Raw genomic sequence first — 13,637 nt, 5'->3', positions numbered from 1 at the left:
GGCACCGCGGCCCCGCCGGACGACGGACAAGTGGTCGGGCGGACGGGCGGACGGACGGGCGAGCGGGTGGTCGGTCGGGCGGGCGCCCGGCCGCCGTGCCGGAGTGTCCCTTCGCCCGGGGCACTCGCGGCGGCGCCTACGTCCATCGCTCGACCTCCGGCCCGATCGCCGGCCCGATCCGCAGCTCGCTCACCGGTGATCACCGGTCCACCCCACCGTTTTCCCCGCCGGGGCGGTTCGCGCACCAGCGCATTCCGGCCAACCTCGGCGGTTGCGCGGGGGCGCGTTCGGCGCGGCGACGGGGGCCGGGGCGGCGGCCGACCTGGCGGAGGCGGTACCTGCCGTCCCAGCTCTTCTCGGCGTACGGCCAGGTCGGCAGGGGCGGATCGGCAGCCGGGCGGATCCCGTGCGGTCGGCGGCCGTCGGACACGTAGGTTCGGAGGCGGTCGTGACGGCCGGGAGCGGCGGCCGTATCGCACCGTGCACACGCCGGCTCACGCCCGCTCGCGAGGGGGGTGATGGGCGGATGACCTCACGCGGGTGCACGCCCCCCGAATGGACGTCGGCGCCGTCGTACCGCAGCCTGCTCGCCCGGCGACCGGAGGCCGGTCACCGCGTCCGCCCGGCGGTGCGCCCCCGGTTCCGGTACCCGCCCCGCCTACCGGGACCGGCTCGTCGACCAGGGCTTTCCCCATCGGGCGCCGGTCGGGGCGGGAACCATGAGCGGCGCGCGCGGCCCGGTCCGCCGGTATCGGATGCTCCGGCCCGCGCCGTGCCGACGTCACCGTGGGCGCAGGGGGCACGTACGCCGCGACCGGCACGCGCCGTCACAGCGCTCGCTCCGGACGCGCTCGGGCGCGGGCCGCACGCGCCGTGCACCGCCCACTGCCCGACGGCCCGGACCGTGCCGACGGACTGTCCCACCACCCCCGGGAGCGTCCTGGAGGCCCGCCCGAACATGGCCGAACACCCGGGCGTCGATGATTCGACATGACTGGCGCGGTGCCGACCGGGCAAGGATCCCCGTGAACGTGTTCGAGCAGGAGGGGAACCCACATCGACACGCGGGCGGGGGTCATGGAGAGGCAGGCACGGGGAAGCGGTCCGACGGCGATCGCGGGCACCTCGGCGACGAGACAGGCGGGGGAGAACAGGGCCGAGGACGTGGCGGACCAGGACCGGGCGGCGCAGCTCAGGCGCAGACTCGGGCGGGCGGACCTGCGGGCGGTGCCCGAGACGCGTCAGGCGCTGCGGGAACTGTTGCGGGGCTGGGGACGGCCGGGGCGGTCGGAGACGGCGGAACTGCTCACCAGTGAACTCGTCACCAACGCGCTGGTCCACACCGACGACGACGCGGTCCTGACGGCCACCGTCTCACCGGCCGGCCTGCGGGTGGAGGTGCGCGATTCCGCGGCCCACCGCCCCCGGCCGAGGGTGCCGAGCGCCGACGAGGCCACGCACGGCCGGGGTCTGGTCCTGGTGGAGTCCCTCGCGGACACGTGGGGGGTACGGGCGCAGGGCGGCGGCAAGGTCGTCTGGTTCGAGCTGGGCGCCGGAGCCGCGTGAACGAGCGGCGACGTGCGACCGGCCCTCGAGCGAGGTCGCCTGTCGCCGCTGCTCCGTGGCTGGGCGACGGGCGCGGGCAACGGGAAGGGGGCGCGGCCGTCCAGGCCGCGCCCCCTTCCCCTGTACCTGATCCACCCGGTCGAACTCTCGACCTGGCCGGACCGGCCGCACCGATGATGCGTCAGCCGAACTGCTGCTCCAGATCCTTGAGCTTGCGCTCCAGGGAGTCGAGGCGCGGCAGGGCCATGGTGTCGTCCTCCGCGGTGAGGTCGACGGTGAGCGAGGAGTCGGCGCCGTGGCGGACGGGCTGAAGGGAGTGCCGTGAGCGGACGGGCAGTTGCTCCGCCGAGTTCGCTATGGCGGGCTCCGCGGAGACCCGCTCGGCCGTGGCCGGCTCCAGCGCGGCAGGAGCCTCCGCCTGGCGGCCGCCACCGCCGCCACCGCGACCGGGGAAGCGGCCGTGGCCGCGGCTGATCGCCTTCAACTGGGCCCGCTCGACGCGCTGCTGCTCGCGACGGCGCAGCTTGGTCTCCTCCTTGCGGGCCTTGTCGTCGCGGACCTCCTCGACGGCCTCGTCCAGACTGCGCACGTTCTCGAGCAGCATCAGCGACCAGGCCTTGTAGGTCTCGCGGGGCGCACGAGCCCAGCGCACGACGCGGATCTGCGGGAGCGGACGGGGCACGAGGCCCTGCTCGCGCAGCGCGGCCCGGCGGGTCTGCTTCAGGGCCCGGTCGAAGAGCACGGCCGCCGAGAGGGACATGCCCGAGAAGAACTGCGGCGCGCCGTCGTGGCCGAGGCCCCTGGGCGCGTGCACCCAGTTGAACCAGGCCGCCGCGCCCGCGAACGTCCACACGAGTATCCGGGAGCCGAGTGCGGCGTCGCCGTGACTGGCCTCGCGCACGGCGAGCACCGAGCAGAACATCGCCGCGCCGTCGAGGCCGAACGGGACCAGGTACTCCCAGCCGTTGGTGAGGCCGAGGTTCTGCTGGCCGAAGCCGACCAGGCCGTGGAAGGAGAGCGCGGCGGCGACTGCCGCGCAGCAGAACAGAAGAACGTAGGAGGCAGTGCCATATATGGCCTCCTTGCGCCTGCGGCGCTCCTCGGTACGCTCCCACGAATCGTCCGCGCTCGCGTTTGCCCCGGAGGAGCGCTTGCCGCGCGCGAGCACCGCCACCGCCGCCAGCATGCCCAGGAGCAGTACGGCGCCGGGAAGCAGCCAGTTCAGCGATATGTCGGTCAATCTCATCAGGGGTCCCTTGCATTGGGATAGGGCGTAACGCCCGCCATAGTGGCGCAATCCCGCCGTCCCTCAGGGGGTTTCGGGGCAAGAGGCCGCCAAGGAAGTGCAAGGGGATGCCCAGGGCGACGTTCTGCTCGAACTGCCGCTTGAGGGGCGGGAGTTGAGTTCGAATAAGAGTACCCGTACGGGTGGTTCCTCGGAAAGTTCCCGGGGTAGGTGAGGAAATTGTGAATTGCCTGTAACCCTGGGAGTCGCCTCGCCCGGGTGATCTTACGGGACGTCCGGCGGCGTCCGGTCCCGGGGTGCGTCTGAGGCCCCCTCAACTGGCGGCGAGCGCCGAGAGCTTGGCGACACGGTCCGCGTCGCAGGTGCGCGGGCAGGTGGCGCAGGTGTCGTCGGGGCGCACTGTGTAGAACATGCAGCAGCTCGCCCGGTCCCGGGTGGGCAGGGTCTCGCCGTCCGGGCCGGTCAGCTCACGGAAGGACGCCGAGCCGACGTAGGGCCGGGTGGCGCCCGGCAGGAGCAGCTCCAGTTCCCGCCTCGCCCGGTCCTTCTCGCCCTCGCCGAGCAGCTCGGCGACGTACCAGAGGCCCTCCACGATCTCGTCGGTCACCATGCCCCACAGGGCCCGGCCGCGGCGGCGCGCGGGTGGTCCGAAGCCGGCGAGCACCGGCTCGTGGTGCTCGGCTATCGCGGCCCGCACCTCCGCCCGCAGCGCCTCCTCGTCCGGCACCACCCGGGCACCGGGCAGCAGCGCCGCCGGGTCGCCCGGCAGGCAGGCGAAGGAGGTGGGCGGCCGGACGGCCATCCGCATGCCGTCGCCGGTGCGGTCGTACGAGACGTGTGTCACGGGCAGGCGGGGCGCCCGGCGGCCCAGGAACCAGGGGACGGTGATCAGCAGGCAGGCGGGCCAGGAGTACCGGTGCAGTCCGAAGCTCGCCACGACGTCCGGGCGCGCGGGCCGGCCGTAGTCGCGGATCACCTGCGCGTCGTCCCAGGCGAGGAAGGCCTTCAGCGCCGCTCCGCCCCGCGCCAGGTCGGCCGCCGCGACCCAGCCCCCGCCCCGCGGGAACGGTTCCCGGTGCCCCAGCTCCGTGACGGTCAGGTCCGGAAAGACCTCCGCGAGACGGACGTAGGCCTCCGCTGTGGCCGACGGGGCTGTGGGCATGCCGGGACCGCCGTTTCGAGAGGGATTAGAGGTAAGCCTTACCTTACTCAGTATCGTCGGGATTTGAACTGGCGGCCAGTACGCCTAAGGTGCTTGACGGACGAGTAACAACCCGCCGTAATGACCCCAAGTACCGACAAGGCCGGAGGAGGCCCCGTGGAGCAGGGTGCGCAGGGCTCCACCGGTACCGGGACCCCGCCCGTGCCGGGAGCCGAGGGCCGGGCCCGGGTGCCGGCCCAGTCGCGGGGGGCCGACGGGTACGGCGACGGCGTGGACCGGGAGAGATGCGGTCCGACGGGCGCCGCGCGTGGCGAGCACACGCACAGCGAGACCCCCGTCCCGCGCCCCCGGCCGGTGGTGCAGCGAGCCTCGGTGCGCGGTCAGATCCTCGACGCCCTGCGCACCGCGCTCGTGGCCGGGGAACTGCTGCCGGGCGAGGTGTACTCGGCGCCGGTCCTCGGCGAACGCTTCGGGGTGTCCGCGACGCCGGTCCGCGAGGCGATGCAGCAGCTCGCGCTCGAGGGCGCAGTCGAGGTCGTCCCCAACCGGGGCTTCCGGGTGGTCGTGCGGGGCACGCGCGAGCTGGGCGAGCTGGCCGAGGTGCGCGCGCTGATCGAGGTTCCCGTGATGCTGCGGCTCGCCCGTACGGTGCCCGCCGAACGCTGGGCCGAACTGCGGCCGGTGGGCGAGGCGAGCGTGCGCGCGGCGGCCTCGGGCTGCCCGGCCACGTACGCGGAGGCCGACCGGGTCTTCCACCGCGCGGTGCTCATCCTGTCCGGCAACGAGCAACTGGTCGGCGTCGCCGAGGATCTGCACCGGCGCTCGCAGTGGCCGCCGGCCGGCGGGTCCGCGCGGCGTGGGCGCGCGGACCTGGTGGCCGACGCGGCGGAGCACATGGCGCTGCTGGAAGCGCTGACGGCGGGCGAGCCCGACCGGGCGCAGGCGCTGGTACGCGGCCACTTCGCCGGCACCCGCAGCTGAGCCGAGCGCTGTCCGCGTCCCGCAGCCGACCCGACCCGACCCGACTCGACTCGACCCGCCTCGTTCTCAGACTCCGGACGGGCTGGGGGTCGCCGGTGGGGTCAACTGCCGTGCCAGCCAGGTCGGTACGCCGCCCAGCAGACGGAACAGCCGGCGTGCCTCCTCCCGCAGCCGGGAGGCCTCCGGGTCGACCTCCGCGTCCGCCAGCGAGGCGAGCGCCGGAGCGGTACCCACCAGGTAGCCCAACTCCTCACGGATGCGGAGGGATTCGGCGAAGCCGTGCCGGGCCTCCGCCATCTCGCCGTCACGCAGGGCGAGTCCGGCGAGGTGGCGCCAGGTGAAGGACAGCAGCAGCGAGTCGGAGTGGGCCGCGGCCGCCGTGTGGGCGCGCCGGTACGCGGCCCTCGCGGCCTGCGGGGAACGCGAGATGTTCTCCGCGAGCAGGCCCCGGCGGAAGTCCAGCAGGGCCCGTCCGGGCGCGTCCGGCGGGATCAGCGCCGCCGCCCGGCCGAGCGCGGCCCGCGCCTCGTCCACCCGGTCGCGCACGCCGTGCACGGTGGCCGCGTAAGCAAGTTGCCCTCGTTCACAAGCGGCCGCGCCGCGTTCCTCGTCGTCGTGGGCCAGCGCCTCCGCCGTGCGCAGCGCGTCCTCGGCGTCCTGCCAGCCCTGCTCCGTGTACAGGCAGCGTTCCACGAGCAGCGAGGCCCGCTGGATCGCGCCCGCCGCGCTGTCGGGCGGGAGCAGAGCCGCCGCGTCGGCCCAGCAGGCGCGTGAACGCAGCCGCCATACCGCGGTCTGGAGGGGATCGTCACCTGAGGTCGTTCCGGTACCAGACATGGCGGTGTACGCCACGTTGCCCTCCCCGAGCGCGCCGTCGAGCTTTGAGTGGTGGCCGCATCTCAGCACGGATCACAGCGCCGGGCCAAGGGGGCGGGTGAAGGATTTCACAAAGTCGTGGGACTCCGCGCCCCAAACGCTTCGACGGGTCGTGACCCAGGGGTGGTGACCGGTGCCGGTCGGTGTCAGCTCATCCGCAGCGCAAGGAAGAAATCCAGCTTGTCCTCCAGCCGCGAGAGGTCACGGCTCGTCAACTGCTCGATCCGTCCGACCCGGTAGCGCAACGTGTTGACGTGCAGGTGCAGACGGGACGCACACCGGGTCCACGAACCGTCACAGTCCAAAAACGCTTCCAGGGTCGGGATCAGCTCGGCGCGGTGCCGGCGGTCGTAGTCGCGCAGCGGGTCCAGAAGACGGGCGGTAAACGCTTTCCGCACATCGTCCGGGACGAACGGCAGCAGCAGCACGTGCGAGGCCAGCTCCTGGTGCCCCGCGGCGCAGACCCGGCCGGGACGGGCGGCGGCCACCCGCCGCGCGTGCCGTGCCTCCTCCAGCGCCCCGCGCAGCCCCTCCGCCGAGTGCACGGCCGCGCTGACGCCGAGCGTGAGCCGCCCGTCGCCGTCGAGGCCGGACGACAGCGGATCCCGGACGGCCGCCAGCAGCGCGTCCGCGAGGACGCCGGTCTCGGAGCCGTCGTGCTCGCTCGTCACCGCCGGCAGCGGGACCAGGGCGATGGCCTCGTCGCCGGTGTGGGCGACGGCGATACGGTCGGAGGGCTCGGGACCCGTGGCGAGCGGGTCGACCAGGATCTCCTCCAGGAGCGACTGGGCGACCGGACCGGCCTCGGGACCGCCCTCGTCCCACTCGACCCGGGCCACGATCACCTGCCAGTGCGGAGCGGCCCCCAGCCCGGGCAGCAGCACCGGCGCGGCCACCCGCAGGCGTGCCGCGATCTCGGCCGGGGCCGCGCCCGTCTGGACCAGCTCCAGCACCTCCTGCGCGAGACGCCTGCGCACCGTGCGGGCGGCGTCCCGGCGGTCCCTCTCGACGGCGATCAGCTGGGTGACGCCCTGGAGCAGGTCGAGGCGTTCGTCCGCCCAGTCGCCGGCGTCCGCCTCGACGGCCAGCAGCCAGTCCGACAGGACGCTCTCGCGCACGTCCCGCGGTGCCTGGGCGGCCTGCGGGGTCCGTGGGACCTGCGGGAGCCGGGCGCCGCTGCGGATCGGGAAGAGCGAGTACGTCGTCTGGCCCAGGAGCACCCGGTGCGGTCCGCGCCGCCCGGTGCGGACGGCGGCCAGGTGCTCGGCCGCCAGCCTGGCGCACGCGTCGGGCGGCAGGCCAGGGCCCGCGGCCTTCGGACCCGCGACGAGGCGGCCGGTGGGGGACAGGACCCAGGCGCGCAGGTCCAGGTCGGAGCCGAGCAGGTCGAGGACCACGTCCGGGCCGCCGCCCGCCGGGCCCGAGGTCATCATCCGGCGGTGCCGGTCCACGACGGCCGCGAGGTCCCCGGCCCGCTCGCCGGACACCTGACGCACGACATGCTCGGTGATCGTCGCGAAGGCCACCGACTCGTGCACCGCGAACAGCGGCAGTCGGTGCCGGGCGCAGGCCACGGCCAGGTCCTCCGGCACGTCGCCCAGCTCCGCCTCGCCGGCCGCCAGCGCGGCCACCCCCGCCTGCGCCAGGATCCGTACGAAGGGCTCGGAGTCCGCCGCGTCCCGGCGCCACGCCAGACCGGTCAGCACCAGTTCGCCCCCGGAGAGGTAGCGGCTGGGGTCCCGCAGGTCCGTGGTCATGACACCCCGTACCGTGCGGTCCAGCTCGTCCCCGCCGCCGAGGAGCCTGAGGCCCAGCGCATCGGTGTCCAGCAGTGCGCGCAGCCGCATCTCGTCGCCGCCGTTCTTTGTCTCGAAAACTACGATGAATCCTGAAGGACGTGGTGGTGGGGGAGGACCCGCCGTCGGTCCGCCCCGAAGGGCCCGACCGGTGCGGCGGACAGTCGTGCACCGCATTCTTCGGTCGCCAGGTCGTTTCCTACGTTTCCACAGGAAAACGAGGAGGTTACTGAGGACCCCCGTTCATACGAATCTACAAGATGCCCGAACGGACCAGCCAACTCCTTCATGGTTTCCGTGACTGACCCGGTCGGAGCAAGGCGCTGTGTACTGGCCTCATTCCGCGTGAACACCACAAGATACGAGCCGGGCCCGCCGCACCCGATTCTGGCTCGATACGACTCACGAGAACCAAGAGACGAAGAAGAGAGCCGGTCATGGACTTCCTTCGCCCCGCCAGCTGGGAGGAGGCGCTCGCCGCCAAGGCCGAGCACCCCACCGCTGTGCCCATCGCGGGCGGCACCGACGTGATGGTCGAGATCAACTTCGACCACCGCAGGCCCGAGTACCTGCTCGACCTCAACCGCGTGGGCGACCTCTACGAATGGGAGGTCGGCGAGGAGAGCGTGCGGCTCGGCGCCTCCGTCCCCTACAGCCGCATCATGGAGAACCTGCGCGCGGAGCTGCCGGGCCTGGCCCTCGCCTCGCACACCGTGGCCTCCCCGCAGATCCGCAACCGCGGCGGCGTCGGCGGCAACCTCGGCACCGCCTCGCCGGCCGGCGACGCCCACCCCGCCCTGCTGGCGGCCGGCGCCGAGGTCGAGGCGGAGTCGGTGCGCGGTACCCGCCGGATCCCGATCGACGCCTTCTACACCGGCGTGAAGCGCAACGCGCTCGCCCCCGACGAGCTGATCCGCGCCGTCCACGTCAAGAAGGCCGACGGCCCCCAGCAGTACTCCAAGGTGGGCACCCGCAACGCCATGGTCATCGCCGTCTGCGCCTTCGGTCTCGCGCTGCACCCGCAGTCCCGGACCGTCCGTACCGGCATCGGCTCGGCCGCGCCCACCCCCGTCCGGGCGAAGACCGCCGAGGACTTCCTCAACGCGGCGCTCGAAGAAGGCGGTTTCTGGGACAACGGGAAGATCATCGCCCCATCGGTCGCCAAGCAGTTCGCGGACCTGTGCGCCGCGGCCTGCAACCCCATCGACGACGTCCGGGGGACGGCGAGTTACCGACGGCACGCGGTGGGCGTCATGGCCCGCCGCACGCTGACCTGGACGTGGGAGTCGTACCGCGGCCCCCGCCGCACCGCAAAGGGAGCCGCGTGATGCGCGTCAACTTCACTGTCAACGGACGTCCGCAGGAAGCCGACGACGTCTGGGAGGGCGAGAGCCTGCTCTACGTGCTGCGCGAGCGGCTCGGGCTGCCGGGTTCCAAGAACGCCTGCGAACAGGGCGAGTGCGGCTCGTGCACGGTCCGGCTGGACGGCGTCCCGGTCTGTTCCTGCCTGGTCGCCGCCGGACAGGCAGAGGGCCGCGACATCATCACCGTCGAGGGCCTCGCGGACTACGCCAGGCAGCGCGCCGAACACGGCGGTTGTGGAACCGGTTCCTGCGGCACCCCGAGCACATCGCACACAGCAGGCGCGACGGGCGCCCCCTCCCTCGACGGAACCGACGGCGGGCCGGCGGCCGAGGGCACCGACTCCCTGACCGGCGAGGCGAGCGAACTCGCCCCGATCCAGCAGGCGTTCATCGACGCCGGGGCCGTCCAGTGCGGTTTCTGCACACCGGGCCTGCTGGTCGCCGCCGACGAGATGCTCGAACGCAACCCGAACCCGAGCGACGCGGACATCCGCGAGGCGCTCTCGGGCAACCTCTGCCGCTGCACCGGTTACGAGAAGATCATGGACGCGGTCCGCCTGGCGGCCGCCCGTCAGGGAGAGGCGGTCTGACCATGCCCACCAACGGCACTCCCACCACCCTCACCCAGGGCTCCCGGACCAGGGGCGGCATCGGCGAGTCCACGCTCCGTCCCGACGGCACCCTCAAGGTCACCGGCGAGTTCGCGTACTCGTCCGACCTGTGGCACGAGGACATGCTCTGGGGCCAGATCCTGCGCTCCACGGTCGCCCACGCGGAGATCGTCTCCATCGACACCTCCGAGGCCCTCGCCCTGCCCGGTGTCTACGCCGTGATGACGTACGACGATCTGCCGACGGACGTGAGGAACTACGGCCTGGAGATCCAGGACACCCCGGTCCTGGCCCACGGCAAGGTCCGCCATCACGGCGAGCCGGTCGCGATCGTCGCCGCGGACCACCCGGAGACCGCCCGCCGCGCGGCCGCGAAGATCAAGGTCGAGTACCGCGAGCTGCCCGTCGTCACCGACGAGGCCTCGGCGACCGCGCCGGACGCGATCCTGATCCACGAGGGCCGCGACGACCACCACATCGGTCACGTCGCGCATCCGAACATCGTCCACCGCCAGCCCATCATCCGGGGCGACGCGACCGCGGCAGCAGCGCGCGCCGATGTCGTCGTCCGGGGCGAGTACACCTTCGGCATGCAGGACCAGGCCTTCCTCGGCCCCGAGTCCGGCCTCGCCGTGCCCGAGGAGGACGGCGGCGTCCACCTCTACGTCGCCACCCAGTGGCTGCACTCCGACCTGCGCCAGATCGCGCCCGTCCTCGGCCTGCCCGAGAGCAAGGTGCGGATGACGCTGTCCGGCGTCGGCGGGGCTTTCGGAGGCCGCGAGGACCTGTCGATGCAGATCCACGCCTGCCTGCTGGCCCTGCGCACCGGAAAACCCGTCAAAATCGTTTACAACCGTTTCGAGTCCTTCTTCGGCCACGTCCACCGCCACCCGGCGAAGCTCTCCTACGAGCACGGCGCGACCAGGGACGGCAAGCTCACCCACGTCAAGTGCCGGATCGTCCTCGACGGCGGCGCGTACGCCTCCGCGAGCCCGGCCGTCGTCGGAAACGCCTCCTCGCTCGGTGTCGGCCCGTACGTCGTCGACGACGTCGAGATCGAGGCCCTCGCCCTCTACACCAACAACCCGCCCTGCGGCGCGATGCGCGGCTTCGGCGCGGTCCAGGCGTGCTTCGCCTACGAGGCCCAGATGGACAAGGTCGCGGCCGAACTCGGCATGGACCCGGTGGAGTTCCGCCGGCTCAACGCGATGGAGCAGGGAACGCTCCTGCCGACCGGACAGCCCGTCGACTCCCCGGCGCCCGTCGCCGAGATCCTGCGCCGGGTCAAGGCGATGCCACTGCCCCCGGAGCGCCAGTGGGAGAGCAGCGAGGGCGCGGACGTACGGCAGCTGCCCGGCGGTCTGTCCAACACCACGCACGGCGAGGGCGTCGTCCGGGGAATCGGTTACGCGGTCGGCATCAAGAACGTCGGCTTCTCCGAGGGCTTCGACGACTACTCGACCGCACGGGTCCGCATGGAGGTCATCGCCGGCGAGCCCGTCGCGACCGTCCACACGGCCATGGCGGAGGTCGGCCAGGGCGGCGTCACCGTCCACGCGCAGATCGCCCGCACCGAGCTGGGCGTGTCACAGGTGACCATCCACCCCGCCAACACGCAGGTGGGCAGCGCCGGTTCGACCTCGGCCTCCCGGCAGACGTACGTCACCGGCGGCGCCGTCAAGAACTCCTGCGAGCTCGTCCGGGAGAAGGTCCTGGAGATCGGCCGCCGCAGGTTCGGCTCCTACCACCCCGCCTGGGCCACCGCCGAGCTGCTCCTGGAGGGCGGCAAGGTCGTCACCGACGGCGGCGAGGTCCTCGCCGACCTGGTCGACGTGCTCGAGGGCGAGAGCGTCGAGGTCGAGGCGGAGTGGCGGCACCGGCCCACCGAGCCGTTCGACCTGCGCACCGGGCAGGGCTTCGGGCACGTCCAGTACTCCTTCGCCGCGCACCGCGCCGTCGTCGAGGTCGACACCGAGCTCGGTCTGGTGAAGGTCATCGAGCTGGCGTGTGTCCAGGACGTCGGCAAGGCCCTCAACCCGCTGTCCGTGATCGGTCAGATCCAGGGCGGCACGACCCAGGGTCTGGGCGTGGCGGTCATGGAGGAGATCATCGTCGACCCCAAGACGGCGAAGGTCAGGAACCCGTCGTTCACGGACTATCTGATCCCCACGATTCTCGACACGCCGACCATCCCGGTCGACGTGCTCGAACTCGCCGACGACCACGCCCCCTACGGGCTCCGTGGCATCGGCGAGGCACCCACCCTGTCGTCCACTCCGGCGGTCCTCGCGGCCATCCGGAACGCGACCGGACTGGAACTCAACCGCACCCCGGTACGTCCGGAGCACCTCACCGGCACGTGTCCCCTCGGGGTCTGAGCAGGTCGTCCGGGGGTGCCGCACCCCCGGACCACCCCCCTTGTTCGTCTCGGGCCGTCCCCCGGGTCGTCCATTCCCAAATCCCGCGACTCGCCGAAGGCACCACGCGGGTGTCCCTTTGAACCTTGGGAGATGGCCCATGACCCAGCAGTCACTGGAGCCGAGGACCACAGCCGAAGACGCGGGCGAAGGCACCCGCGTCCCGGCCGGACGGTCCTGGCTCGACCGCTACTTCCACATATCCAACCGAGGATCCACGGTCGCCCGCGAAGTGCGCGGCGGCGTCACCACCTTCATGGCGATGGCGTACATCCTCCTGCTCAACCCCCTGATCCTGTCGGGCAAGGACGCGGCCGGGGACACCCTCGGCCAGCAGGCGCTGATCACCGCAACCGCTTTCGCAGCGGCTTTCACGACGCTGCTGATGGGCTTCTTCGGCAAGGTGCCGCTCGCGCTCGCCGCCGGGCTCTCCGTGTCCGGGGTCCTGTCGTCCCAGGTCGCTCCCCAGATGACCTGGCCCCAGGCGATGGGCATGTGCGTGCTGTACGGCGTCGTCATCATGCTGCTCGTCGTCACCGGTCTGCGCGAGATGATCATGAATGCGATCCCGCTCGCGCTCAAGCACGGCATCACCATGGGCATCGGCCTGTTCATCGCGCTCATCGGCTTCTACAAGTCCGGCTTCGTGCACCAGGGGAAGGCGACCCCGCTCGCCCTCGGTCCGGCGGGCGAACTCGCGGGCTGGCCCGTCCTGTTGTTCGCCGGAACACTGCTGCTGATCTTCATGCTCCAGGCCCGGAACATCCCCGGCGCGATCCTCATCGGCATCGTCGGCGGCACGGCCGTGGCCGCCGTCCTCAACGCCACCGGGGTCGTCGATCCGAAGCAGTGGGCGGCCGGCGCTCCCGAACTGCACGGCAGCGCCGTCTCGATGCCCGACTTCTCGCTCTTCGGGGACGTCGAGTTCGGCGGCTGGGGCGAGGTCGGCGCGATGACCGTCGGCATGATCGTCTTCACGCTCGTCCTCGCCGGTTTCTTCGACGCGATGGCCACCATCATCGGCGTCGGCACGGAGGCCGGGCTCGCCGACGACAAGGGGCGGATGCCGGGCCTGTCCAAGGCGCTGTTCATCGACGGCGCCGGCGGAGCGATCGGCGGAGTGGCGGGCGGCTCCGGCCAGACCGTGTTCATCGAGTCGGCGACCGGCGTGGGCGAGGGAGCCCGCACGGGTCTCGCCTCGGTCGTCACCGGCGCCTTCTTCGCGGCCTGTCTGTTCTTCACCCCGCTCACCGCGATCGTCCCGCAGGAGGTCGCGTCCGCCGCCCTGGTCGTCATCGGCGCGATGATGCTGATGAACGCCCGCCATGTCGACTGGGCCGACCGGGCAACCGCCGTCCCGGTGTTCCTGACCGTCGTCCTGATGCCCTTCACGTACACCATCACCACCGGTGTGGCCGCGGGCGTCATCTCCTACACCGCCATCAAGGCCGCGCAGGGCAGGGCTCGGGAGATCGGCGCCTTCATGTGGGTCCTGACGGCGATCTTCCTGGTCTACTTCGCCCTCCACCCGATCGAGAGCTGGCTGGGCGTGCACTAGCGCCCCGTCCCGGCGGGCACCCGTCCCGAGGGGCGCCCGTCCCGCCGGGCACCCGCCTCC

Annotated in this window: 10 protein-coding genes; 6 read left to right on the top strand and 4 right to left on the bottom strand. The window is 72.5% G+C overall.

All coding sequences use genetic code 11. The annotated features are described in order from the left end of the window. Positions 1–1,077 precede the first annotated feature (1,077 nt). Positions 1,078–1,566, top strand: coding sequence for an ATP-binding protein (locus OG440_RS07595; RefSeq protein ID WP_406006062.1), 489 nt, complete (start codon positions 1,078–1,080; stop codon positions 1,564–1,566). 181 nt (positions 1,567–1,747) lie between these two features. On the opposite strand, the gene OG440_RS07590 is transcribed toward OG440_RS07595, so the two are convergent. Together OG440_RS07590 and OG440_RS07585 are read right to left on the bottom strand one after the other, a co-directional pair. Beyond that, positions 1,748–2,812: a DUF2637 domain-containing protein gene (locus tag OG440_RS07590; RefSeq protein ID WP_406006061.1), complete on the bottom strand. Its 1,065-nt coding sequence runs from the start codon at positions 2,810–2,812 to the stop codon at positions 1,748–1,750. A gap of 313 nt (positions 2,813–3,125) precedes the next feature. Next, positions 3,126–3,974, bottom strand: a complete 849-nt coding sequence (locus OG440_RS07585; protein WP_406006060.1) for a (2Fe-2S)-binding protein — start codon at positions 3,972–3,974, stop codon at positions 3,126–3,128. A 156-nt stretch (positions 3,975–4,130) separates the two neighbouring features. Between OG440_RS07585 and OG440_RS07580 the strand changes: the two genes are divergently transcribed. After that, positions 4,131–4,955 carry a GntR family transcriptional regulator gene (locus tag OG440_RS07580; protein WP_406006059.1) on the top strand — a complete coding sequence of 275 codons (825 nt, stop codon included), beginning with the start codon at positions 4,131–4,133 and terminating at the stop codon, positions 4,953–4,955. A gap of 66 nt (positions 4,956–5,021) precedes the next feature. Here the strand turns inward: OG440_RS07580 and OG440_RS07575 are convergent, their stop codons facing one another. After that, a complete protein-coding gene (locus OG440_RS07575; RefSeq protein WP_406006058.1) occupies positions 5,022–5,807 on the bottom strand; it encodes a hypothetical protein in 786 nt (261 codons plus the stop codon). 170 nt (positions 5,808–5,977) lie between these two features. After that, positions 5,978–7,678 carry a PucR family transcriptional regulator gene (locus OG440_RS07570; protein ID WP_406006057.1) on the bottom strand — a complete coding sequence of 567 codons (1,701 nt, stop codon included), beginning with the start codon at positions 7,676–7,678 and terminating at the stop codon, positions 5,978–5,980. Positions 7,679–8,064: 386 nt separating this feature from the next. Here OG440_RS07570 and OG440_RS07565 point away from each other — a divergent pair, with 386 nt between their 5' ends. The 4 genes from OG440_RS07565 to OG440_RS07550 all read left to right on the top strand — a co-directional run bounded on the left by OG440_RS07565 (position 8,065) and on the right by OG440_RS07550 (position 13,577). After that, the gene (locus OG440_RS07565; protein ID WP_406006056.1) at positions 8,065–8,955 is read left to right on the top strand and encodes an FAD binding domain-containing protein; all 891 of its coding nucleotides are present in this window, start codon (positions 8,065–8,067) and stop codon (positions 8,953–8,955) included. After that, the gene (locus tag OG440_RS07560; protein WP_406006055.1) at positions 8,955–9,581 is read left to right on the top strand and encodes a (2Fe-2S)-binding protein; all 627 of its coding nucleotides are present in this window, start codon (positions 8,955–8,957) and stop codon (positions 9,579–9,581) included. Before OG440_RS07565 ends, OG440_RS07560 begins: the two co-directional genes overlap by 1 nt. 2 nt (positions 9,582–9,583) lie before the next feature. Beyond that, positions 9,584–11,980 (top strand): xanthine dehydrogenase family protein molybdopterin-binding subunit, encoded by a 2,397-nt coding sequence (locus OG440_RS07555; protein ID WP_406006054.1) that lies wholly within the window; start codon positions 9,584–9,586, stop codon positions 11,978–11,980. Positions 11,981–12,119: 139 nt separating this feature from the next. Then, on the top strand, positions 12,120–13,577 hold the full coding sequence (locus OG440_RS07550) for an NCS2 family permease (protein ID WP_406006053.1): 1,458 nt from the start codon (positions 12,120–12,122) through the stop codon (positions 13,575–13,577). Positions 13,578–13,637 lie beyond the last annotated feature (60 nt).

Origin of the sequence: Streptomyces sp. NBC_00637 (assembly GCF_045161545.1) — a bacterium.
In the GTDB taxonomy this organism is placed as follows: domain Bacteria; phylum Actinomycetota; class Actinomycetes; order Streptomycetales; family Streptomycetaceae; genus Streptomyces.
Note: the sequence above shows the minus strand (reverse complement) of the source record. Positions and strands in the feature narration are given on the sequence as shown.